Consider the following 23,949-nt stretch of genomic DNA (forward strand, 5'->3'; position numbering starts at 1 on the left):
AAAATATTATGCTACCTTAGAAGCTTTTCTCTCATGTCCCATTTGAACAATCAGTAAGAATATCGTTGCTAATATGCCGCCTGCTAACAGTAACATGAAGCAACCATCCCAGCCAGAACGATCAACAATAATACCAATTGCTGCGTTTGCTACGAAACTACCTCCAACATAACCGAACAGACCACACATACCAACTGTTGTACCTACTGCAAATTTCGGTACTAATTCCATTGCACTTAAACCGATTAAGAACTGTGGTACATAAATTAAACAACCAATTACAGAAACTGCAATACTTACAACAAGTATACTAGTTGCTTGCCAATATACAATTGTACCAACAACAACTCCAGCCATACTAATAACACATAATGGCATACGTTTTCCTTTGAACAATTTATCACTTAAAAAACCGACAATTAAAGAACTTGGAATCGCTGCTGCTTCAAATATTGAATATGCTGCATGTGCTTCTGTTTTCGTAAAACCTTTAACTGTAGTTAAGTAAATCGGTACCCAGTTAATAACACCGAAACGAATTAAATAAACAAATGCATTTGCAATACATAAGAACCAAACAAATTTATTTTTTACTACATATTTCATTAAAATTTCTTTTGGAGACATCTTGTTAGCATTATCTGCTTTTTCAAGATTTTCATAGTCATTACGATACTCATCAATTGGAGGAAGACCTTCAGATTCTGGCGTATCTTTCGCATTAATCCAAACAAGAACTGCAATTACCATTGCGATAATCGCTGGGAAAATAAATACGCCACCTTGCCAATGACTTTCACCGAAGATACCTACACCAATTCCAATGAATGGTGGAACAAGTAATCCACCAACGTTATGTGAAATATTCCAAAGACCTGTTTTCGTCCCACGTTCTTTCTTCGAGAACCATTTCGTCATAACAATACTACAAGGTGGTGCTCCCATACCTTGTACAATACCGTTTAGAACAAGTAATGTTAAAATCATCCCAAAGGAAGATGCATAACCGAAACAAATATTAACAAGCCCAGATAAAAATAAACCTACTGCAATAAATCGTTGAGCAAATGCCTTATCCGATAAATTACCCATAAAGAATTTACTAAGTCCGTAAACAACAGCCATTACTGCACCTAATAATCCAATTTGTGTAGTGCTAAATCCGAACTCATCTACTAAATACGTAGTAGATAAATTAAAGTTACTACGAACTAAATAATAAGCAGCATATCCAACTGAAATCCCGATTAACACACGAATACGTAGTAATCGATATACACGGTCGATCATATCCGCTGGCAATCTTTCAATTGCAGGTGCTGGCTTGAGCCATTTAAACATATATTTTCGTCTCCTTTTCTCACTTCAGAGAGAGACGCTGTCTATTCCATATCTCGATTATTCCGCTATTTGATATATTTTGATTCGTCCTTCTAACCGGCTGTCCTTCTATTTCTTTCTCATTCTTCGCAAACATCGTTGGTACGCCAAACGACACTTTTTCTAAAATGTGACCCGCTTCTTCTGATAAACAATAATCAATAAATAAATCCGCAATAATACCACTCGGTGCACGTTTTAGTTTAGAAATTGCATTAACGGATAACCCTGTTTGCTCAGGTTCGTTACTTAAAATCGGAAAGCCTTGTTTTTGAAGCATTCTCTGATCTCCCATAAAGTTGATGCCTATCATATATTCACCACTCGCAACAAGTTCTGCTGGGATGTAACCATTCACTGTTACTTCTCCAACTTGTTCTGCCAGATTCTTCACATATTCCTTCGCTTCCTCTTCACCTAACGTATCAATAAGTGATTGGAAAAACGTATATGCTGTACCTGAAACATTTGGATCGGGCATGACAATCTTTCCTTTATATACTGGATTCAATAAATCTTTCCATCTTAACGGATACGAGAGACCGAGCGGCGCTATTTCCTCGTTCCACCGCTCTTTATTAATCGCAATTGCCAGCTTCTCCACTTCATAACCGTACCAATAACCATCTTTATCTTTAACAGTTTTTGAAATACGATTTGCATGTTGGCTTATCACAGGAATAGAAAGATTTTTTTGCTTCATCATTTGATGCGCATCTACTGTACCGCCAATAATAATATCCGCCTTCGGATTTCCAGCTTCTTCTTCCACTCTACGAAGAAGTTCTTCTGTTGAAAGACGAATAAATTCATACGTACATCCGCGCGGTTTACAAAATGATGAAAGTAACGCTTCACCAACTTCCTCACGAGCCGCTACATACGCAACAATATGACGATCATCCAAAATAGGGAGACCATTTTTACTATATTTAATAGAGGTTGTATCTCGAGAGCAACTAGACATCGCTCCTCCAATTACTAGCAAAAAGAAGAAAAAGGCTATCTTTCTCATGACGCATTCTCCTTTACGAATAACTCTGCTAGAGAGCCTTTCATATACATGACATTTCCGTTATTATCACCGAGATATTGCACAACAAAGTACGATGGATACACAGAAATCGTAAGAATATCTTCACGATCATTCTTTACACGCTTACCTGTTTTATAAGCTGTAATATAAGCAATCGGTTCATTCTGCGATTGTAATAACTTCTGAATTTCTCCGTAATCTGTAATTTGCTTTGCGTACCGAATAGAATCAAGTATGTGCGTAAGATTGATAGTACGTACCACATCGCCTTGACGTATTACGACGTCCTTTGCTGAAGCAAAGAAATCACTAATACGCTCTGGCGTGTAATACAGGCTTAATAAATACGTTTGAAGTGCTGAAATCATCGGATCCATGCCATTCTTTCCGTATACATTTTCCCCATACTGGAACAAGTCACCTACTGCAAAAGTACGCTTATGTCCATTCAAGTACGTTACTTCTCCAGTAAATACTTGTTCTTGGCTCTTAACGCCCTCAGGCTCTATTCGAATTCGGTCAAAGAATGAAACAATCGTATGCAAACGAACTTCATCCGTTACAACAATTTCTCCCCACTTTTCATGTCTTACTTTCACTTCAATTGGAAGAGATTCATTCACCCTTTGTAAAACGGCTTGTTTATCATTTACAATGTTAATTCGATTATAGATTTGCTTCTCCATAACATAAAACAAAACAAGAGAAACAATCATACAAATGACAAACATAAGAATTTGAAATGATAGCCTTTTCATTTCTGCCTACCTCCAAGATAAAAAAACGTTGTTTCGAAAATACCGCATAATTGTTTCATAAATGTATCATTTAACCGCTTTCAAGTTTTTTATGTCTTCCATCCTTCTCGGAAGCAAAAATGTAATGAATATTGTAGTACCTATTTCTTCACTACTCTCAATCCGCATGCTTCCGCCCTGCTTATTCATAATCTCCTGACAAATATACAAACCATAACCATTCCCGTAACTAGACGGAAGTGCCTTTCCTTTCGGAGACTCATTCCACTCTGCAAGCACCACTTCATCTATACCGATCCCATCATCATGAACAAAAACCTTCGCCTCCTGCTCATTTACAATTACATTCATACGAATGTGCGAAGCATCACTATACTTAATTGCATTATCAAGCACATTTAAGAAAATTTGCTTCGTCTTATCAAAATCTGCAACAACATGTACATCCGTTAACTCATTTATCACTTCAATTTCAAACTGATTTAGACGAGGTTTCACAATTGAAACTGCTTCTTCTGCCAATTCCTTTATATTCACAACTGTAGGAGACACCTCAAACGTACTCGTCCCATATTTCGAAGACTTAAGCAGTTCCTCTACAAGTGATAATAAACGCTCACTTTCCACCGCCACATAACGAAGACTTTCCTGTACATCTTCTTTCGATTGTAACTTCGGAATTAAATCAACATAACCGATAATTGCCGTTAGCGGTGTTTTTAGCTCATGCGTAATGCGGTCTAGGAAATCTTTCTGCTTCTCTTTCTCCTCCTGCAATTGCTTAATATGCAGTTCAATTCCATCGGCCATCGCGTTAAAAGATGCGGAAAGCTGAGCGATTTCCACGTACTCATTTAACTCAATCTTACTCTTATAATCACCATTCGCGAGCCGCTGTGCCATTTGTCTCAACTGATCAATTGGTTTATGAAGAGACTTCGCCAAACGAATCGCAAAGAAAATACCGGTAGCTACTAGGCAAAGAGACGTCATTAAGAAAGTCCAGCTCACATTTGTTAAAACTTCCTTCTCACCCGTTAACTCATTTATAAAACGAATACTTCCAATGACATCGTTTCCATAATAAACCGGGCTTGAAAACAAAAGAATGGGAGCAGGATCCGCCTCCTCAAAAACATAAGACTTCTTTCCCTTCAAGGAACTCTCAATGTCGATGTTACGGTGAAGCAATGCTCCTTTTTGTGTATCTGCAACAACATCGCCATTCTTCCCGATCATCTGTACACGGACATCCATACGCTTCGCTAAATACGACGCAATTAAAAGTGAATTAGGACCAAGCGTATCCACTTCTGCTTCCTTCTCTAAATAATTCATCGTGTAAATTTGTGCTTCTACACTTAACTTTTCTAAAGAATCTGCTGCGTTATGATACATATTCTTTTCTAACGTAATATAAACAACTGCATATAAAAGAACAAAAATCGGAATTAACAGCCCAACTATTCCGAACACCATATTTCGCTTTAAAGACATACCATCACCACTTAACAATCCAGTTTATAGCCAACGCCATAAATTGTCTTAATATATTCTCCGCTCGTCCCAAGCTTCTTTCGAAGTCTCTGCACCATAATATCAACTGCTCTCGTATTTCCGATATACTCAAACCCCCATACTTTCTCAAGCAACTCATCCCTCATAAACACACGCTGCGGATTTGAAACAAACAACTGACATAAATTAAACTCTCGGTACGTTAACTGAATCTCTTGTCCACTCACATGTACCTTTCTTTCCTTAGGACAAATCACTATCTCTCCAGCCTCAATTACTTCATGACTTACAGCCGCCTCCGTCTTCTTTACACGCCGTGCCATATTCTTAACCCGAAGAATAAGCTCCGCATAATTAAACGGCTTCGTCACATAATCATCAGCACCAAGCTGCAAGCCAAGCAACTTATCATTCATCTGACTCTTTGCCGTTAACATAAGCACCGGAATATCCCTATCCCTCTCACGGAACAAACGAAGCATCTCATACCCATCCGTATCTGGAAGCATAACATCCAAAATCAATACATCCGGCCCTTCATTCCATCGCTCTAAAGCTTCTCGCCCATCAGCCGCTGCCAATACTTCATAACCTTCCATCTCCAACTGCATCCGAATCAAATTACGAATACTCGATTCATCATCAACCACAAGTATTTTCATTATTTTCCTCCTTCCATCATGTATTATAGTACAGTTTAGTATAGCAAAAATCGTACAAAAAAAGAGAGGGTATTGTCGAACATATTTTGTCGACGATACCCTCTCTTTCACTTATTATATTTATTTAGCATATCCATTCGGTTGCTTTTGATGCCAATTCCAAGCATGTTCAATGATTGTCTTAACATTTACATACTTAGGATCCCATCCTAGCTTCTCTTTCGCTTTCTTAGAAGAAGCAACTAAACGTGCTGGATCGCCCGCACGGCGCGGTGCTACCTCAGCAGGAATTTCATGATTTGTAACTTCTCGAACTGCATCAACGATTTCTTTTACACTGAAACCATTGCCATTTCCTAAGTTATAGAAATCACTCTCTCCGCCGTTCTGCAAGTCTTTAAGCCCTAAGAAATGAGCCGCTACTAAATCTTCAACATGAATATAATCACGGATACAAGTACCGTCTGGTGTATTATAATCATCACCAAACATCATAATCTTCTCACGTTGACCTAAAGCCACTTGCAGCACAAGAGGAATTAAATGTGTTTCTGGACGGTGATCTTCCCCAATAATACCATTTGGAGTTGCACCAGCCACGTTAAAGTATCTGAAAATCTTATAACGTAAATTAGAAGCTTGGCTATACCAATGAAGCATCTTCTCGATTGCTAACTTCGTCTCTCCGTACGTATTCGTAGGATTTGTCATCGTTTCCTCAGTAATAAGATCCACATCTACCTCACCATACGTTGCCGCAGTAGAAGAGAAAATGAACTTATCTACCTTAAACTCATCCATTACCTCTAATAAACAAAGTGCACCATACACATTGTTATTATAATATTGAAGAGGCTTTTCCATACTAACTCCAACTAAAGAATCAGCTGCAAAATGCATAACAGCCTCAATATTTTCTTGTGTAAAAACATCTCTTAAAAATGCTTTATCACGAAGGTCGCCATTATAAAACTTCGCGCCTTCCGTAATTGCATCTTCATGACCAGTTTGTAAGTTATCTACTACTACTACAGATAAACCTTCGTCTACTAATTTTTTCACAGCGTGAGAACCGATGTACCCGGCTCCGCCGCAGATTAGGATTGAGTTCATTGTTTTCCTCCTACTATTTTCAAATCTCTTAATTATAAAAGGACAAGGTATACGAGAACTCGTACACCTTTTATCTCTCCTTCATTACTTAGCTACAAAATAATCAGTTACATATTTCGCCCAAACGTCATGTCCTTTTGCACTTGGGAAACCAAATTCTTCTTGTAAGTATGGTAGGATAGCCTTTGTTGTCGCATCAGGCCATGCTCCCCAATGATCAATATATGTATAATTATTTTGCGTTGCAAATTGTTTTAATGCTTCAATCGATTTCGGATAATTTTTCGCACCATACACTGGATTTGATGGTTGAATCATAATCGTAGCGCCTTTTGCACTAGTAGAAAGTGCTTGAACAAACTTCTGTGTATTCACAACAGAGTTCCCATTACCAGTTTTACCGTTATCAGTAATGAATGGTGGTTCAAATAAAATCACATCTGGATTGTCTTTCGCAATCTCTTTATCACGCTTATTCGCGATTAACTCTTCTGTGCTTTCACCCTTATATTCCTTTACCGTCACATTCCATAAACCTTTACCGTAAGCTGTTTCTAAATTAGTTGTTAACTTAGCTGCCCAAGCATCTTTTGCAGATGAAGAAGCTTCATCACCAACAATAACAAGGTTTACTGGCTTTTTATCCTCAGCAGCTTTCTTTAACTTCTCTTTCACTGCATCTGGCAAGTTCTTCGCATATGCTTCATTAAAAGATGACTTTGTATCTTGTTTTTTCTCTTCCTTTTTCTCTTCTTTCTTTGCTCCGCTATCTTTCACTTCAGCCTTTGTTTTCGTTACTTCACTCGTTTGTCCTGTTGCATTCGCAATCTTCTTATTCCAGTACAATTTACCGCTCACAATCGAAGCAACAAACAATACAAAAACAACAAGAACAAGTACTGCTTTCTTATTCATCGATTCACCTCATCTATTAATCTCACAATATATAATACTAATATAAATCCATGCAAAAATAAACCCAACTCCTTCCAAAGGAGTTGGGTTATTACATATTATTTAGTCACTTCAAGATGTGCTCTTAACTTATTCGTTAAATCTTGTTTCGCTGCCTCTGGAACATAGTAGTACCAAATACCATCAGCTGCTATGTGACCGTCACCTGAGATTTGGATATCTTCACTATTCTGCAGACAATCTTTATAATTCTTTTGCATATCAAACATTTGATCTTGCGTTAAGTTTGTCTTCACATTCTTTTGAATTGCTGTAAGTACATCTCCATAACTTGATAAAGAAGAGAAGCTTGCACCTTTCTTAATAACAGCTTGCATCACTTGACGTTGACGCATTTGACGACCGAAGTCGCCTCGTGGATCTTCTTTGCGCATACGTGTATATGCTAGAGCTTGATCACCTGTTAAGTGAATATTCCCTTTCTGGAAGTGTTTCCCTTCTAGGGAGAATTCTAAATCATTATTAACATCGACACCGCCTACTGCATCTACAATATCTTTAAATCCTTCCATGTTTACTTCAATATAGTAATTGATAGGAACATTTAAGAATTTTTCTACTGTCGCTACAGACATGTCTACGCCACCAAATGCGTACGCATGGTTGATTTTATCACTTTTACCCTTTCCAACAATTTCAGTATACGTATCACGAGGAATACTTACTGTTTTCATTGAATTATTTTTAGGGTTTAATGTAATGACCATTAAAGAATCTGAACGTCCTTTATCTCCACCACGCTCATCTGCACCTAATAGTAAAATTGAAACAGGTTCAGATTTATTGATTTTTTCTTCTTGTTTATTACCTTGATCGCGTTTTAATGGTTTATGAACTTCATCTAATGTTTTTGAAACAGAAGAATATATATTATAAGCGTAAGCTCCTCCACCTATAATTAGTACTCCTATAATTCCTAATATCCAAAATAGGATTTTCTTTTTCATGCTTTTAACCTTCTTTCTTCAGGTACCGCTATCAAATTATTATGACTACAAAATATAAAATACATTATACATGTAATTCGATTTTTAAGCCAAACTATATTGATAACTCAATGAAAGTTTTAGCAACCTATAACCAATTCTCTAGTTACTAACTTTTTGATATCCAGTCTTATTTTCAGACTGCCACCTCCAAGAATCTGCACACATTTCTTCTAATCCGCGTGTTGCCTTCCAGCCTAATTCACGCTTTGCTTTCGATGCATCAGCAAAACATACTGCCACATCACCTGGGCGACGTTCTGTAATTTTATAAGGAACTTTTTTGCCCGAAACTTTTTCAAACGCTTCAACCATCTCTAGTACACTATAGCCCATGCCTGTGCCCAGGTTATAAGCACCTACTCCTTTTGTACTCAGCACTTTCTCAAGCGCCTTTACGTGACCATTTGCTAAGTCCACAACATGGATGTAATCACGGACTCCTGTTCCATCTTTCGTTGGATAGTCATTTCCGAATACACTTAATTCTTTTAACTTACCTACTGCTACTTGCGTTACATATGGCATTAAGTTATTTGGGATTCCATTTGGATCTTCTCCGATACGCCCACTTTCGTGTGCACCAAATGGATTGAAATAGCGAAGTAATGCGATACTCCATTCTGCATCTGCAAATGCTACATCACGCATAATTTGCTCAATCATTAATTTCGTTTGACCATATGGATTTGTTGCACTTAATGGAAACTCCTCCGTAATTGGTGACGTTTCCGGGATACCATATACAGTTGCAGATGAACTAAAGATCATCTTCTTAACATTATGTTTCTGCATTACTTCACATAGCACTAACGTGCTTGTAATGTTGTTATGATAATATGTTAATGGAATCGCTACTGACTCCCCTACAGCTTTAAATCCTGCAAAGTGAATAACTGCGTCAATTGCATTTTCTTCAAAAATTGCGTCAAGCACTTCATGATTTAAAACATCTTCTTTATAAAACTTAAATTGTTTTCCTGTTATTTCTTTCACTCGATTTATAGATTCTACCGAGCTATTCGAAAGGTTATCCACTACTATAACTTCGTAACCGCGATTTAGTAATTCTACACATGTATGACTACCAATATATCCTGCTCCACCTGTTACAAGTACTGCCATAATTAACAAACCTCCCGATTACTACATATCCTTATAATACGCATGTAAACATTAATCTAGCTAGAATTTAAAATAGCTAGGTTAATAAAAAATTTCTTTATTTATAAAAATTAGTCTTACAGATTCTCATCCTATAAATTACCCACTAATTATAAAGAAACTTTTTCACGAACTACAGCTGGTCTTCCTACGGAATAATAGTCTACATTAAACTTTTTCACATATTCTAAACCATGGCAATTACGACCATCAAAAATAATAGGTTGTTTCATTAATTTGATATACCGCTCAATAGGGAATTCTTTTATATCATCCCATTCAGTTACAATAATTGTTACATCGGCATTTTTAACTGCTCTTTCAACGGAGGACACATATTGAACCTCATTAGGTAATATTTTCTTTGCATTTTCAGTAGCAATTGGATCATAAGCTACGACCTCTGCACCCATTTTCACTAAATCATTTGCAATAACAATAGATGCCGCTTCTCTCATGTCATCAGTGTTTGGTTTAAAAGCTAAACCAAGCATAGCCACTTGTTTTCCTGCCATATCACCTAATACATTTTTTATTTTTTCAACGAGCGATGCCTGCTGATTATTATTTACCGTAATAACTGATTTTAACAGATCAAAGTCATGCTCGACATTACCAGCAATTTGTATTAAAGCATGTGTATCTTTTGGGAAACAAGAGCCCCCATATCCGATACCCGCTTTTAAAAATTGTGTACCAATCCTTTTATCTAATCCCATACCATTAGCTACATGCTCTACATCCGCACCTAACTTTTCGCAAATATTAGCAATTTCATTAATAAAGCTAATTTTTGTAGCTAAGAAAGCATTTGCTGCATATTTAATCATTTCTGAACTTCTAATTGTTGTTTTAAAAACAGGAACATTAAAAGATTTATTCACTTCTTCCATAACATCGGCAGTTTTAGCATCATCAGCCCCAATAACTATACGATCTCCATAGAAACTATCGTGAATTGCTGAACCCTCTCTTAAAAATTCAGGGTTCGATACCATGCTAATTTTTACATTTGCTTTTAAATTTTGTTGAATTAAATTTTTCACATGATCATTTGTTCCAACTGGAACTGTACTTTTAATTACTACAATCGAATCTTTTTTAAGGTTATTAGCAATATCTAAAGCAACTTGCTCAATATATTGTAAATTAGCTGAACCATCTGCTTGCTGCGGTGTACCTACTGCTATATAAATAACATCTGCTTCTTCAATCCCTTGACGACAATCCGTTGTAAATAACAATCTATTTTCTTTAATATTTTTACTCATTAAATCATCTAAACCTGGTTCATATATTGGTGAAATACCTTTTTTCATTCTTGCAACTTTATTTTCATCAATATCAATACAAATCACGCGATGCCCAATATCCGATAAACAAACCCCCGTTACTAGTCCTACATAACCTGTACCAAAAATAGCAATATTCATCTTATATCCTCCTTAATTATTAACAATAAAAAAAGCCCTTTGAAGAAAAGGGCTTTTAATGCTTATTTAACAAAATGTTTTACTACTCCATTTAGAGCATAATTTATAAAACACCATGCAGATTTCGGGATACTTAACTCCTCAATTTCTCTATATAATTTCCAATTCATTTTAGCCATTTTAAATTTTTTACTAGAAATAGAATTTTCAACTTTTCTATACTTAGATAAAACTTCATCTAATCCATAAGCATAATGACCTTGTCTTAATATTTTCAGCCATGTTGCAGTATCCTGCCGTGTTCTAATATTAGGCATTTGTACTCTACCTAACTTCTCAATATCCAACATAACCGTTAAACAGCCGATTATTGTATTTTTTAATAATCCATTATAATTAATTTTCTCTGGAACATGCACAACCTTATCAGTGAGAGTACCATCTTGATTCATAATTTGATAACTCGTAAATGAAAAAGCTATATCATTATTCTGCATAAATTCTAATTGCTTTTCTAGTTTTTCCGGTAGCCATAAGTCATCACTATCTAGGAAAGCTACATACTTTCCTTTTGCATTATTAATGCCAGTATTTCTCGCTATTGCTGCTCCACTGTTTTCTGTCAATTCAATTAACCGAATACGGTTATCTTTTTCAATTTCTTCTTTTATTAATTCACGAGTATTATCCTTTGAAACATCATCTACAATAATCATTTCCCAATTATTATAAGTTTGAGATTGTACGGAATGAATCGTCTCTTTAATAAAGGAACTTGCGTTATAAGATGGTGTAACAATTGAAATAATAGGTTTAATATCTGATACATTCGAATCAATATCCATTTTTCTACAATACTCCTTTAAAAATCATAATAAGAGCTACTAATGCTAAAACACTAGTAGCTTAGGTAAAACTATATCTAAATATAGACTATTTTGAAGGTAGCATAGACTTTCCACATTTAAATAAAAGGTCATTTTAAATACAACTTAAAAACCTCATTACTGTACCTTGTAAATCACAATGCTTTCACATCCCAATTAATCCTCTATATTATTATAAACCTCAAGCATAATCCTTACACTTTCTTTCCAACTGTACTTAGAGTTTACAAGTTCTCTACCTTTTTCTCCAAACTCTTTTCTTAATTCTGGGTTTAATGCTAGTTCATATAACCTCTCAGATAGCTCTTTTGAATTTCCTGCATCGACTAGATATCCAGTTTCCCCATGTAATACGACTTCTGGTAATCCTCCTACATTTGAAGCAACAACTGGAACGGCACAAGCTGAAGCTTCTAAAGCTGCAACCCCAAAGCTTTCTGATAAACTAGGGATGCAAAAGATATCTATTTCATTCAAATAATTAGGAATTTCTACATTTGGAATATTCCCTATAAACTCTACTTGATTTTCTAACTCAAGTTCCTTGACTAATGAATTTAATTCCTCTCTCTGACTTCCCTCACCAATAATAATTAATTTTAAATTATCGGCTATATTATTATATCCCTGGATTTTTAACTTCTTTTTTAATTCACTTACTGCCCGTATTAAATAATCAATCCCATATACCTTCTCTAGTTTTTTTGCAATTCCTATACGAAGCTGATTATTTTCATTATTATTCTTATTATCATTCACCCTAAACAATTGGGTATCAATACCAAATGGTGTAATATATATTTCCTTATTATAATCTAAGTATTTTTCTGTCTCTCTTTTCATATCATGGCTTGTTGAAGTAATATATTTTGCATGGCTCAAATTTTTCTTTAATATTCGTCTATTTACTTCCCTTTTATTAGGAAATAAATAGACATCACTTCCCCAAACAGAAAGGATTGTTGGTTTAAATTTAGCTAATCGAGCCAAAGTTCCATAACCGCTTGCATAATGTACATGTAAGAAATCTGGGTTATATTTTCTTAATACAGATTTTAAAGCCCATGCATTTAAATAATAACCATATCCCTTTTTAAAAGGTAACACCTCTATCTTGACATTAGAATCTATCTTATCCATATCAGGTTCATGCATAGTGACTAGGGTAACATCAAATTGATTTTCAACTAATGCATTTACCCATCGAACAGTATGAATATTTGATGCAGGGGCTAAATAGCATATTTTTTTCATTATTTTACTCCTTTGAGGTATTTTTTTCGAATTAAACCTCCACTAAATCCTAAGGAAATAATTATCCATTGCATTATACCAATTGCTAAATTATTTTGAATTAACGTTACTTCAAATAATTGATGTATTATTATAGCAATTAAAGCTGCTCCTGAAATTCTAGAATTAGCATAATGACCATAACGACATAGATACAACCAAAGACAATAGAATAAGATTAACAAAAGTCCTACTCCTAATATTCCTGACTGTAATATAATTTCTAGATACATGTTATGTGCTGACATACCACCATTAAATCTCATATCAAAGCTATATCCTAATAATGGATTTTCCATTGCTGAATTCAATAGATCTTTCCAAACAAGCTGTCGTCCAGAGAATAATGATTTCCCCGTTAACTCCAATAACTTACTATTCCATTCCAGTGCAAAGTCATATTCTGGCAATCTAGGATACCAGAAGCTAAATAACATACAAAAAGCTAAAATAACACATATATATATATGTGTTAAAATTTTTCTTTTGCAAAGGAAATCCCATATATAGTAAGTTATAAAAAAGACAGCAAGACTAATCCAAATGGATCTAGCTTGGCTATAAAAAATTAATATTATTGAAAAGAAAGACACACAAAGAAAATATAAATTACCTATTCGCTTTGTTTTAAAATAATTCACTCTAAATATAAAAAATATATACAAATAGAATACTGTTGCCCCCAAGGTGTTAGGGTTTGTATATAATATATTACTCATTCTTCCATTAGTAGCAACATCTAATATATAACAAATAACCACATACGCAATCCCAAATATTGACATATATTTTATTATATTTTCAGTTAAATTATAAATTGTTAAAGAAATAAAAAGTATGTTAATTAACAACAATTCGCTAAATATATAGACACCTTTACTACTTGGATGATCTAGCAAACTAAAGAATGAAGAAATCGTAAAAGCAATAAACACAACATATATATATATTTTTCTCGATCCTACTCTAAAATTAATTGATAGTAAAGATAATAAAAAAAACGCTCCCATACCGAAAATAGACAGTAAACTAAGGAAGCCTAATTTATCTAAAACCGGTATACCACTATTATTTAAAATAGCACAAATAATAAACATACTCAGTAATATTGATAGTATTTTATTTGATACTTTTTCTACTTCAGTAGAAGAAATAATATTTTCCAATCACTTTTACCCCCAACATACGATACGACTTAGTATCCTTATAAAAATTTACTCACTTATTATTTTCTTCTCATATTCTGAAACAATTTTATATATCCATATTATAAATACAATACAGCTTAATGAACCAATCAGTGATAACCAAGGTAATAATGTATAGATGTCTTTACTGAAGAAAGGAATAGCTATTATGGTTGATATCGTCATAACTGTTTGAATAAATGAATAAACTAAAGCATTTCTCTGCTTATTTAACACAACAAATGTCTGTACAATGGGTGAACTCATAAAATTAAAAAATAACCAAGGTGATAGTATTTGAACATAGCTTCCAGCCTCTTTCCAACTTTGACCAAAAACAAAACTAAAGATTACGTCTCCCTCAAGCCCCAAAATAAGAAATAATGGAAGCGCAACTAATAACAATCTAAATATAATTTTGTTCATTAATGGTTTAATGGCTTGTTTATCATTATAATATTGAGAAGCTCTATTCAAATAAACTTGTCCTACAGCAGATCCAATAACTGCTAATGGTGCCCTCAATACTTTCCATGCAAATGAATATAATCCTAAAACAGCACTTCCATAAAATATACTGATTAAAAATAATAACCCATTATTCATAATTACATCCATAAATGCATGAATAGAATTATACATTGGCATATCTTTATATTTTTTTGCAACCTTTATTATACTTCTGGAACCTTTTAACTGAAAATTGATTTCAAAAAAGTTATTACTTCTTCGATTCTTTAAGTATATATAAGATGCTATCACTGACAATATATGTGCAATAACTAATCCAGTACCACCTATTTTATAAAAAGCTATTGATAAGACAGAAAATAGTAGCGTCTGTATTATACGTGAATTACCCATTCCTTTATAATCGTTACTTCTATTGCTTAAATAATAATATGTTTGATATAAACCCGTAAATAAAACAAATATAAACAAACCTAAAAATAACTTATTTCCTTCATTAGAAATACTATTATAAATTAAGGTAGCAAATAATATTATAATAGATATTATTAAACTGGAGAATATGCATAGTTTTTTTAAGCTATCAGCTTCGTTTTCATCCTTAGGTAGTAAAATAGCCATTTCATATCTCATTGTAGCAAAAAGGCCTAACGATGTTCCTATTGTCAGAAATAAAGTATATAATCCAAATTCACTTGGGCTATAAACTCTGGTGATAATTGGAGAAAATAAAAATGTAATAGCATGAGCAATTGTAGTACCTGTTAATAACTTCATAGCATTTTTAACAAAATCATTTTTCAACAAATTCTATTCCTCAAATCTTTACTCTTTTTATTTATTATACTCAATCTAAATTTAAGCAATTAGAGAATTTATTATATCATCTAGCACCATCACCAGTGATTACAACTCTAACTGTTTTAATAATAATTTTAAAATCTAAAATTATACTTGCATGATTGATATAATAAACATCTAAGTTTAATTTTTCTTTCGGTGTAATTTCATATCCACCATTGACTTGTGCCCACCCAGTCAATCCTGGTTTGACTTCTAATCTTTTCTTAAATCCAGGTATATCTCTTTCAAATTTCTCCGTAAATATCGGTCTTTCCGGTCTTGGTCCGACAAGAGACATATCACCTTTTAAAATATTAAATAGTTGCGGTAATTCATCAATTCTTGTTTTACGAATAAATAACCCTACTTTTGTAACACGTGGATCATTCTTTTCTGCCCATTTTGCTCCATTTTTTTCTGCATCATTCCGCATGGAGCGTAGTTTAATAACTTTAAATCTCTTCCCATTCAATCCTAATCTTTCTTGCAGATAAAAAGGAGACCCTGGAGATTCTAAAATAATAAGTATACTAAATATCAATATAACAGGCATTAATACAATTAATCCTACTAAAGAAAACATAACATCTAATAAATACTTAATTCCTAAATAGATTTTAGATTGATTACTTTCTACTTGAATAGTTTGAGTATCAGGTGTAATTTGATAATCCCTCGCTATATTTTCACCAGTTTTCATATTCCCTCTCCCCTACAATTATTTGATCGCTTCTTTATGTACTAGTTCAACCATATATTTTATGAGTTGTTCTTTTAATTCTTTTTGTTGCAGTGCCAGTTCAATTGTAGTCCTAATAAACCCAAACTTTTCCCCAACATCATAACGAGTACCTTCAAAGTCATACGCAAACACACGTTGCATTTCATTTAAACGCTGAATCGCATCTGTCAACTGAATTTCTCCGCCAGCACCTGTCTGTTGATCTTCAAGAAACATAAATATTTCCGGTGTTAATACGTAACGACCCATAATCGCTAAATTCGATGGTGCTGTTCCTTCTGGTGGTTTTTCTACAAATTGACGCACTTGATAATTGCGGCCATTTCGCTCAATTGGATCGATAATGCCGTAACGATGTGTTTCATTTTCTGGCACTGTTTGTACACCAATTACAGATGATTTTGTACCTTCATATTGATCCATTAATTGACGCAAACATGGTGTTTCTGCCTGCACAATATCATCACCAAGTAATACCGCAAATGGTTCATTTCCAATAAATTTACGTGCACACCATACTGCATGTCCTAGCCCTTTTGGTTCTTTTTGTCTTATGTAATGAATATTAATTTTTGAAGAAGCTTGTACTTTTTCAAGCATTTCATACTTCCCTTTTTCTAAGAGATTTTGCTCTAATTCAAAGGAATGATCAAAATGATCTTCAATAGCACGTTTACCTTTTCCAGTAACAATAATAATATCTTCAATTCCTGATTCTATCGCTTCTTCTACTATGTATTGAATTGTTGGTTTATCAACGATAGGTAACATTTCTTTCGGCATCGCTTTCGTTGCTGGTAAAAATCTTGTCCCAAGACCAGCAGCTGGAATTATCGCCTTTCTTACTTTTTTCAAAAATATCCCCCCTGCATCCATTTATTCATATGTAGCAATAACAAAAACCCTACCTATAGAGTTATTTTTATAACTCTATAGGTAGAGTTTCTATTAGAAATAAATTATGGGCATCCAACCCATCCTCACGTCATACTCCCGACGACAAGCGTCTAAGGTAGGTTCGAAATAAAAATTTCTACCCACAGCACGACCGAGTGCCCCCATTGATAACGGTTAGGAGACATCACCAGTTCCTTATTTAAAAAATACCGAACAATTTTTTACGACGAATTTGTTCTGGATCTTCTTTGTAAATTGCCTTCCCGCTAATTAATAAATACGGATTTTCTTTCAAATCACTCATAACACTCGTTCCAAATTCTTTCTCAATTAGTTCATAGCTTTCTGCTAAATGAAATCCTCTTGACGTTGTGTTATGTGCATCTGAAGCGACCATATGTGTTAAATTATGTTCCACAAGCTGTAGTGAGAATTTTTTAATCTTTTTACCAAATTTCCCAAGTAAACTACCTGCTGTCACTTGTGTTAATGCACCTTTATTTACAAGGTTATATAACTTATCTGGCCGCTCGATTAACTCGGCATTACGTTCTGGATGAACGATAATTGGAATCATTCCTTTTACACGTAGTTCATATAATAGTTGTTCAGCATAACGAGGTACGTGATTCGATGGGAACTCAATGAATATGTATTTATGTGTTTCATTTAAAGTAACGATTTTACCAGCTTCATAGTCTTCTAATAACTCACCATATAACCTGACTTCTTGTCCAGGTAAAATAGTAAGTGGAATATTATGTTGTTGTAGTTCATCATTTAGTTGTTTTACGTGATGAATAATTGAGGTACGTTCATTTACATATTTTCCATTTTGATGATGTGGTGTTGCGACAATGGTATGTATTCCTTCTGACACAGCTTGTTGCGCCATGGCTAAACTATCGGTAACTGTCTGTGCACCGTCATCGATACCAGGTAAAATGTGACAATGTAAATCTATCATTTGTTTCATCCTCCCTCTCTCCTATAAAGATCTTTTTTCCCTTGAATATGAGATATCGCTCATATTCAAGGAAAAAAAGGAGATATGTTTCAACCATATCTCACTCTTGTAATTAGTTTGCACCGTAATAATAATATAAGCCTTCTTCACGTTCACGATCATTCAGAACAACGCCCAACAATTTACCTTTAGCTGATTCTAACAATCCTTTTGCTTTTACCGCTGTTTCTTTCTCTGTTGATTCACTACGAACAACAAGAATAGAAGCATCACATACATTTGCCATGATTTGCGCATCGGTAACAGCTAAAATAGGCGGCATATCAAAAATAACTAAATCATACATGCTGTATGCTTGTCCAAGAAGTTCCTTCATTGATTTTGAACCTAACAATTCGGCTGGGTTTGGTGGGATTGGGCCACAGGCTAAAAAGTGTAGATTGTCTACAGATGTCGTTTGTACACATTTTTCTAAATGTTCACTATGTGTTAATACGTTCGTGAGTCCAAAAATATTATCTACTTGGAACATTTGATGCATTGCTGGTTTACGCATATCTGCATCAATTAATAACACTTTTTTTCCTTGTTGAGCAAAAACAACTGCCATATTCGCTGTCGTTGTCGTTTTTCCTTCACTTGGGTTTGCAGACGTGACCATTAATGAATGTAAATTCGTATCAATAGCTGCAAATTCAATATTCGTTCGAATATTACGATATTGTTCTGAAATTGGTGATTTCGGTTGTTGATGAGCAATTAATTGACGGCGTTGACGATGATTCTTTTTCTTTTTAAATAAATTAAGAGCCAATTGTTTGTCCCCTCACTTTTCTTGATGATGGAGCGTGTGATTTCACGTTCAATGTTTCTTCATCCATACGAGCTACAATACCTAGCACTGGTAAACCAAGTAAATTTTCTACATCTTCTTCTTTTTTCACTGTGTTATCTAAGTATTCGAGTAAGAATGCAAGACCAACTGAAGCCATTAAACCAACAATGAAAGCAATTGCTATATTAAGCATAGGAGCTGGTTTAATCGGAGATTGATTTTCTGCAACTTCTGCTTTAGATATTACTGTTACGTTATCAACGTTCATAATTTTTGCAACTTCGCCTTTAAATACATCTGCAGTTGCATTCGCAATATCACGAGCTATTTTAGGATCTTTATCCTCAGCTGTTACAGCGATTACTTGTGAATCCTTTTCATTCGCAACATTAACCTTTTTTGTTAACTCTTGCGCTGTCATATTTAAATTTAATTTTTCATTCACTTGTTCTAAGATTACTGGGCTTTTAATAATAACCTTATATGTATTCGTTAATTGAATATTCGTTTGAATTTCACCAGCTTGGAACATTGCCCCTTCTTGTTTCTTCTGGTTAACAAGAATTTGCGTCGAAGATTGATAGATTGGTGTCATAAAGAAGAAGCTAATAATAGCACTTACTATTGCTGCACCAAAGGCAATTACGAGGATCATTGCTAAACGTTTTTTAAAAATATGAAATAACTCTTTTAAACTAATTGTTTCTTCCATAAGTTCCTCCAACTTTCTAAAATTTACACATAGGAAAAATTATAACATATAAATCTTACATTTTTTATTTTTAATAATTCAGTTCTGTATTTGTTCACAAGAAACAAGTTTAATCTTACAAAATAATCTTAAATATGACAACACATTCCAATCATTTTCCAAAATTTTTATTTTATCACGTTTTTCATACTGTGTAACTTGATAAAGAATTTTCAGAAAACAACAAAAAACCAACAAAAATTTTGTTGGCTTTTTATATTTTAGTAATAACCATATTGTTCTTTTTCTTCTCTTTTATCGTTCAAAACAACACCTAGTATTTTGCCTGATGCTTTATCTAATATTTGTTTCGCTTTTACGATTTTATCTTTTTCCGTCTTTTCACTTCGTACAACGAGTACGATTCCATCACATTTATTCGCTAGTATTTGTGCATCCGTAACCGCAAGGACAGGTGGTGTGTCGATTAATATAATATCAAACATGTTATATGCTTCTAGCAACGCCTCGTCCATAGCCCGGCTCCCTAATAGTTCTGCTGGGTTTGGAGGGATTGGACCTGCTGCCATTAAATATACGTTCTCTATATCTGTTTTTTGAATGCATTGCATAAGTTTTTCTTGTCCTGATAATAAGTTCGTTAACCCATTTGAACTATGAACGGCAAATAAGTTTTGTATCGTCGGCTTACGCAAGTCAGCTCCAATTAATAAAACTTTCTTTCCTTGTTGTCCGAAAACAACTGCTAAGTTTGCGATTGTTGTTGTTTTCCCATCACCTGGATCTGCTGAAGTAACAATAATAGAACGAACATGATTATCTACAGATGTAAACTCAATGTTTGTACGAATGTTACGGTATTGTTCTGTAATACGCGATTTAAGCTCTTTATGTGTAATTAATTGTCGTAATGGTTTTCTTTTCTTTCTCCCGAACATATTCATAATCTCCTTTTGTGAAATTCGACATTTCCCTTTTCTCTCTCTTATGCTCGATTTCATACGTCTAATTAATATTCTTGCTGATTTCCCCACATTTCATCATAATCAATAACATTCTACTTTGTCTTATTTAAGTACCTTAACAATATGACAATGCCCTTATTTCTTTATTACCTTTATCACTTATCCTGTTTTCTAGATAAACAATAAAGTAAGTATATGGTAATTGCCATCTATTTACAAGTAATTTTCTGATTAGTTTGTATATTATCGTTTCATCGTTATATAGCAGAAATTTAAAAAATCTCCTTGTCTTTTTACAAGGAGATTTTTTAGTACTATCTATTCTTTTTTATCACCAATCGCAAATGTAATTTCTGCCTCACATGCAACTTCACCATCTACTGTTGCGATTGCTTTTCCTTTTCCAATTGGGCCGCGTACGCGTGTCATTTCTACTTCTAGACGAAGCTGATCACCTGGGCGTACTTGTTTTTTGAAACGGCAATTGTCGATACCTGCAAAGAAAGCAAGTCTTCCGCGGTTTTCTTCTTTCTTTAATACTGCAACTGCTCCGACTTGTGCTAATGCTTCTACAATAAGTACACCAGGCATAACTGCATAGTCAGGGAAATGTCCGTTAAAGAATTCTTCGTTTGCGGATACATTTTTAATCCCAACCGCTCTTTTGCCTTCATCTACTTCTAATATTTTATCAACAAGTAAAAATGGATAGCGGTGAGGAATGATTTCTTTAATTTGTTCTATATTTAGCATGTAACAATCGCCCCTTTTGTAATATTGGTCTTACCACTTGGACATATTGCTATTATCCCATTTTGTTTATTGTTTGTCATTACAAAGTAACATTTTATATTTAGTACAACTTCCTAAAAAAAAATGCACACACTCTATTCCATTAAAATAGTTGCACATTTTTGCAACTGACACGGAGGTGGAAAAGAGTGTATGCCCAAATTAGGGAAAGGCAATATGTATTGAAACATTATTTGCCTTAATGTCGTATTCGACTCATTATATTATAAACGTTTTCAATTAAGGAAATATTAAATTTAACCATATATATGAATATTTTACCTGTTTCCTTCATATTTCTCTATTTTCCTTCCATTTTCGCAAAAAAACAAAATAAAAAAATATAAAAACGAAAAAAAGAACTAAGGCATCAGCCTTAGTTCTTTCAAATTATCTCAAAGCACGCTTTGGTAATCTGTCGATATTCTCTAACATAATACCTGTACCAACCGCAACGCAGTGCATTGGGTTTTCAGCAATTAATACTGGTACTTTTAGTTCTTCTGCTAGAAGCATGTCGATACCGTGTAGTAAAGCTCCACCGCCTGTTAGAATAACACCGCGATCGATGATATCTGCAGATAATTCTGGTGGTGTGCGCTCTAATACGCCTTTTGCAGCTTGTACAATAACAGCTGCATTTTCTTTTAATGCTTCTGTAATTTCTTCAGAGCATACTGTAATTGTACGTGGTAAGCCTGTTACCATGTCACGTCCGCGAATTTCAAGTTCTTCGCTACGTGCACCTGGGAATACTGTACCAACTTTAATTTTAATATCTTCTGAAGTACGTTCTCCGATTAATAGCTTATACTTACGTTTAATATAGTTTAAGATCTCCATATCAAACTTATCGCCAGCCATTTTGATAGAGGAAGAGGTAACAATATCACCCATAGATAGTACAGCGATATCTGTTGTACCTCCACCAATATCAACAACCATGTTACCGCTTGGTTGGAAGATTTCCATACCAGCACCAACTGCGGCCACTTTTGGTTCTTCTTCTAAAAATACTGTTTTACCACCTGAACGTTCAGCAGCTTCACGAATTGCTTTTTGTTCTACTGATGTAATATTTGTTGGACAACAAATTAAAATACGAGGTTTTGAAAAGAAGCTCTTTACGTCCAATTTGTTAATGAAATACTTTAACATTGCTTCTGTAATTTCGAAATCTGCGATTACACCATCTTTAAGTGGACGAATTGCTACAATATTACCAGGCGTACGTCCCACCATACTTCTCGCTTCTTCACCGACTGCTAATACTTTACCACTATTACGATCAATGGCCACAACAGATGGCTCATTTAATACAATACCCTTACCTTTAACATGAATTAATACGTTAGCCGTACCTAGGTCAATTCCGATATCTCGCGCAAACATTCCCGTTTTTTCCTCCTCGATATTCAAAATCAGGTTACACCCGAATTCTTTTCACCTAATTTCTGATTTTATCATAAATTTAACAGAAACGTAATATTCGCAAAAAGAATTCTTCTGAAAAATATTACCGAATGTGAACGGAATGTTTGCTACTGTAACATTATTGACGTACAGGCTTCTCTACATCTTCTTTTCTATACTTTTGTTTTGTTGCTTCTCCACCTCTTAAATGACGAATAGACTTATGATAATCAAGAATTTCTTTTACTTCATTTGCGAGCTCTGGATTAATCTCTGGTAGACGTTCTGTTAAATCTTTATGGACTGTACTCTTTGATACCCCAAATTCCTTTGCAATGACACGCACTGTCTTTCTTGTCTCCACGATATACTTACCAATCTTGATAGTTCTCTCTTTGATGTAATCGTGCACACCACTCGCCTCCCTAATTTGGATGTGAGAAGGGTGAAATGAGCCTCGCTGCATACGACTAAGAAGTAAGTGTGAGTGCTGTTTGTAAGCGTTAAACATTCTTGGATTTATAATGAAATGATTCACGATTTCTCACCTCAAACACTCTCTTTGCTTTGGTTTATACCATTGTATTGCCCGCACTACTGATATATGCTACATGTTCACTATTTTTGCGGACTAAGTTAAGAAAAATTACATTTTTTTGTGAGAAATACGTTAAAACTGACTATTATGGCCAAAAAAAATGACACCTTGTATAAAAGGCGTCATTCTTCTCGTTCCAATTCTTCTTCTAACAACTGATGGTGGGGAACCTCTTTCTTACCGGCAATATAATAATATAAAGTGAATAAAACAAACAATAAAATAATAGCAGTCGACAGAACAAACAAAAATGACACAGTATCCCCTCCCTTTTGTAATATATATTCGAGAATCTCGTCATTTTTCCTTGTTTTTACAAATT

The 23,949-nt window shown here is 34.4% G+C and carries 24 protein-coding genes; all 24 read right to left on the minus strand.

Annotated features, from left to right (window positions below; genetic code table 11):
- Positions 1 to 6: 6 nt before the first annotated feature.
- Entirely contained in the window at positions 7 to 1,341 is a 1,335-nt protein-coding gene (locus tag MHH27_RS27150; RefSeq protein WP_000477584.1) for an MFS transporter, read from the minus strand.
- Between the two features lie 19 nt (positions 1,342 to 1,360).
- Positions 1,361 to 2,395: an ABC transporter substrate-binding protein gene (locus MHH27_RS27155; protein ID WP_001225641.1), complete on the minus strand. Its 1,035-nt coding sequence runs from the start codon at positions 2,393 to 2,395 to the stop codon at positions 1,361 to 1,363.
- The gene (locus MHH27_RS27160; protein ID WP_098835614.1) at positions 2,392 to 3,174 is read right to left on the minus strand and encodes a DUF3919 family protein; all 783 of its coding nucleotides are present in this window, start codon (positions 3,172 to 3,174) and stop codon (positions 2,392 to 2,394) included. Before MHH27_RS27160 ends, MHH27_RS27155 begins: the two co-directional genes overlap by 4 nt.
- 66 nt (positions 3,175 to 3,240) lie before the next feature.
- Positions 3,241 to 4,671 carry a HAMP domain-containing sensor histidine kinase gene (locus tag MHH27_RS27165; RefSeq protein WP_063549099.1) on the minus strand — a complete coding sequence of 477 codons (1,431 nt, stop codon included), beginning with the start codon at positions 4,669 to 4,671 and terminating at the stop codon, positions 3,241 to 3,243.
- Between the two features lie 11 nt (positions 4,672 to 4,682).
- Positions 4,683 to 5,354, minus strand: coding sequence for a response regulator transcription factor (locus MHH27_RS27170; RefSeq protein WP_340944675.1), 672 nt, complete (start codon positions 5,352 to 5,354; stop codon positions 4,683 to 4,685).
- A 120-nt stretch (positions 5,355 to 5,474) separates the two neighbouring features.
- The gene (galE, locus tag MHH27_RS27175; protein ID WP_078994063.1) at positions 5,475 to 6,467 is read right to left on the minus strand and encodes a UDP-glucose 4-epimerase GalE; all 993 of its coding nucleotides are present in this window, start codon (positions 6,465 to 6,467) and stop codon (positions 5,475 to 5,477) included.
- A gap of 84 nt (positions 6,468 to 6,551) precedes the next feature.
- A complete protein-coding gene (locus MHH27_RS27180) occupies positions 6,552 to 7,382 on the minus strand; it encodes an SGNH/GDSL hydrolase family protein (RefSeq protein ID WP_327641635.1) in 831 nt (276 codons plus the stop codon).
- A 98-nt stretch (positions 7,383 to 7,480) separates the two neighbouring features.
- A complete protein-coding gene (gene tagU / locus MHH27_RS27185) occupies positions 7,481 to 8,389 on the minus strand; it encodes a polyisoprenyl-teichoic acid--peptidoglycan teichoic acid transferase TagU (RefSeq protein WP_445688610.1) in 909 nt (302 codons plus the stop codon).
- A gap of 141 nt (positions 8,390 to 8,530) precedes the next feature.
- Complete coding sequence (gene galE, locus MHH27_RS27190; RefSeq protein WP_151614087.1) at positions 8,531 to 9,553, minus strand: UDP-glucose 4-epimerase GalE; 1,023 nt, start codon at positions 9,551 to 9,553, stop codon at positions 8,531 to 8,533.
- A 149-nt stretch (positions 9,554 to 9,702) separates the two neighbouring features.
- Positions 9,703 to 11,025 carry a UDP-glucose dehydrogenase family protein gene (locus MHH27_RS27195; protein ID WP_340944682.1) on the minus strand — a complete coding sequence of 441 codons (1,323 nt, stop codon included), beginning with the start codon at positions 11,023 to 11,025 and terminating at the stop codon, positions 9,703 to 9,705.
- A gap of 62 nt (positions 11,026 to 11,087) precedes the next feature.
- The gene (locus MHH27_RS27200; RefSeq protein WP_089607750.1) at positions 11,088 to 11,870 is read right to left on the minus strand and encodes a glycosyltransferase family 2 protein; all 783 of its coding nucleotides are present in this window, start codon (positions 11,868 to 11,870) and stop codon (positions 11,088 to 11,090) included.
- Positions 11,871 to 12,068: 198 nt separating this feature from the next.
- The gene (locus MHH27_RS27205) at positions 12,069 to 13,166 is read right to left on the minus strand and encodes a glycosyltransferase (protein WP_098675781.1); all 1,098 of its coding nucleotides are present in this window, start codon (positions 13,164 to 13,166) and stop codon (positions 12,069 to 12,071) included.
- Positions 13,166 to 14,371, minus strand: coding sequence for an O-antigen ligase family protein (locus MHH27_RS27210; RefSeq protein ID WP_151614086.1), 1,206 nt, complete (start codon positions 14,369 to 14,371; stop codon positions 13,166 to 13,168). The genes MHH27_RS27205 and MHH27_RS27210 overlap by 1 nt, the downstream gene beginning before the upstream one ends.
- A 48-nt stretch (positions 14,372 to 14,419) precedes the next feature.
- Positions 14,420 to 15,670 (minus strand): lipopolysaccharide biosynthesis protein, encoded by a 1,251-nt coding sequence (locus MHH27_RS27215; protein ID WP_225989846.1) that lies wholly within the window; start codon positions 15,668 to 15,670, stop codon positions 14,420 to 14,422.
- 76 nt (positions 15,671 to 15,746) lie between these two features.
- Positions 15,747 to 16,406 (minus strand): sugar transferase, encoded by a 660-nt coding sequence (locus MHH27_RS27220; protein WP_098675779.1) that lies wholly within the window; start codon positions 16,404 to 16,406, stop codon positions 15,747 to 15,749.
- 18 nt (positions 16,407 to 16,424) lie between these two features.
- Positions 16,425 to 17,303, minus strand: a complete 879-nt coding sequence (gene galU / locus MHH27_RS27225) for a UTP--glucose-1-phosphate uridylyltransferase GalU (RefSeq protein ID WP_151614085.1) — start codon at positions 17,301 to 17,303, stop codon at positions 16,425 to 16,427.
- 241 nt (positions 17,304 to 17,544) lie between these two features.
- Positions 17,545 to 18,312, minus strand: a complete 768-nt coding sequence (locus MHH27_RS27230; RefSeq protein WP_031312366.1) for a tyrosine-protein phosphatase — start codon at positions 18,310 to 18,312, stop codon at positions 17,545 to 17,547.
- A 112-nt stretch (positions 18,313 to 18,424) separates the two neighbouring features.
- Positions 18,425 to 19,126, minus strand: a complete 702-nt coding sequence (locus MHH27_RS27235) for a CpsD/CapB family tyrosine-protein kinase (RefSeq protein WP_001207145.1) — start codon at positions 19,124 to 19,126, stop codon at positions 18,425 to 18,427.
- Positions 19,116 to 19,859, minus strand: a complete 744-nt coding sequence (locus MHH27_RS27240) for a YveK family protein (protein WP_000393115.1) — start codon at positions 19,857 to 19,859, stop codon at positions 19,116 to 19,118. Before MHH27_RS27240 ends, MHH27_RS27235 begins: the two co-directional genes overlap by 11 nt.
- Positions 19,860 to 20,119: 260 nt before the next feature.
- Positions 20,120 to 20,797 carry a CpsD/CapB family tyrosine-protein kinase gene (locus tag MHH27_RS27245; RefSeq protein ID WP_340944689.1) on the minus strand — a complete coding sequence of 226 codons (678 nt, stop codon included), beginning with the start codon at positions 20,795 to 20,797 and terminating at the stop codon, positions 20,120 to 20,122.
- 345 nt (positions 20,798 to 21,142) lie between these two features.
- The gene (fabZ, locus tag MHH27_RS27250) at positions 21,143 to 21,577 is read right to left on the minus strand and encodes a 3-hydroxyacyl-ACP dehydratase FabZ (protein ID WP_000931959.1); all 435 of its coding nucleotides are present in this window, start codon (positions 21,575 to 21,577) and stop codon (positions 21,143 to 21,145) included.
- Between the two features lie 429 nt (positions 21,578 to 22,006).
- The gene (locus tag MHH27_RS27255; RefSeq protein ID WP_000457978.1) at positions 22,007 to 23,008 is read right to left on the minus strand and encodes a rod shape-determining protein; all 1,002 of its coding nucleotides are present in this window, start codon (positions 23,006 to 23,008) and stop codon (positions 22,007 to 22,009) included.
- Positions 23,009 to 23,168: 160 nt separating this feature from the next.
- A complete protein-coding gene (gene spoIIID, locus MHH27_RS27260; RefSeq protein WP_000544012.1) occupies positions 23,169 to 23,441 on the minus strand; it encodes a sporulation transcriptional regulator SpoIIID in 273 nt (90 codons plus the stop codon).
- Positions 23,442 to 23,749: 308 nt separating this feature from the next.
- Positions 23,750 to 23,884 carry a hypothetical protein gene (locus tag MHH27_RS27265; RefSeq protein ID WP_000008903.1) on the minus strand — a complete coding sequence of 45 codons (135 nt, stop codon included), beginning with the start codon at positions 23,882 to 23,884 and terminating at the stop codon, positions 23,750 to 23,752.
- Between the last annotated feature and the right edge of the window lie 65 nt (positions 23,885 to 23,949).

The organism is Bacillus sp. FSL L8-0152 (assembly GCF_038006365.1).
Lineage (GTDB): Bacteria > Bacillota > Bacilli > Bacillales > Bacillaceae_G > Bacillus_A > Bacillus_A cereus.

Coding starts and splice junctions, on each gene's coding strand:
- MHH27_RS27150 (WP_000477584.1), bottom strand. CDS start 1,341: ATGTTTAAATGGCTCAAGCCAGCACCTGCAATTGAAAGATTGCCAGCG.
- MHH27_RS27155 (WP_001225641.1), bottom strand. CDS start 2,395: ATGAGAAAGATAGCCTTTTTCTTCTTTTTGCTAGTAATTGGAGGAGCG.
- MHH27_RS27160 (WP_098835614.1), bottom strand. CDS start 3,174: ATGAAAAGGCTATCATTTCAAATTCTTATGTTTGTCATTTGTATGATT.
- MHH27_RS27165 (WP_063549099.1), bottom strand. CDS start 4,671: ATGTCTTTAAAGCGAAATATGGTGTTCGGAATAGTTGGGCTGTTAATT.
- MHH27_RS27170 (WP_340944675.1), bottom strand. CDS start 5,354: ATGAAAATACTTGTGGTTGATGATGAATCGAGTATTCGTAATTTGATT.
- galE (WP_078994063.1), bottom strand. CDS start 6,467: ATGAACTCAATCCTAATCTGCGGCGGAGCCGGGTACATCGGTTCTCAC.
- MHH27_RS27180 (WP_327641635.1), bottom strand. CDS start 7,382: ATGAATAAGAAAGCAGTACTTGTTCTTGTTGTTTTTGTATTGTTTGTT.
- tagU (WP_445688610.1), bottom strand. CDS start 8,389: ATGAAAAAGAAAATCCTATTTTGGATATTAGGAATTATAGGAGTACTA.
- galE (WP_151614087.1), bottom strand. CDS start 9,553: ATGGCAGTACTTGTAACAGGTGGAGCAGGATATATTGGTAGTCATACA.
- MHH27_RS27195 (WP_340944682.1), bottom strand. CDS start 11,025: ATGAATATTGCTATTTTTGGTACAGGTTATGTAGGACTAGTAACGGGG.
- MHH27_RS27200 (WP_089607750.1), bottom strand. CDS start 11,870: ATGGATATTGATTCGAATGTATCAGATATTAAACCTATTATTTCAATT.
- MHH27_RS27205 (WP_098675781.1), bottom strand. CDS start 13,166: ATGAAAAAAATATGCTATTTAGCCCCTGCATCAAATATTCATACTGTT.
- MHH27_RS27220 (WP_098675779.1), bottom strand. CDS start 16,406: ATGAAAACTGGTGAAAATATAGCGAGGGATTATCAAATTACACCTGAT.
- MHH27_RS27230 (WP_031312366.1), bottom strand. CDS start 18,312: ATGATAGATTTACATTGTCACATTTTACCTGGTATCGATGACGGTGCA.
- MHH27_RS27240 (WP_000393115.1), bottom strand. CDS start 19,859: ATGGAAGAAACAATTAGTTTAAAAGAGTTATTTCATATTTTTAAAAAA.
- MHH27_RS27245 (WP_340944689.1), bottom strand. CDS start 20,797: ATGTTCGGGAGAAAGAAAAGAAAACCATTACGACAATTAATTACACAT.
- fabZ (WP_000931959.1), bottom strand. CDS start 21,577: ATGCTAAATATAGAACAAATTAAAGAAATCATTCCTCACCGCTATCCA.
- MHH27_RS27255 (WP_000457978.1), bottom strand. CDS start 23,008: ATGTTTGCGCGAGATATCGGAATTGACCTAGGTACGGCTAACGTATTA.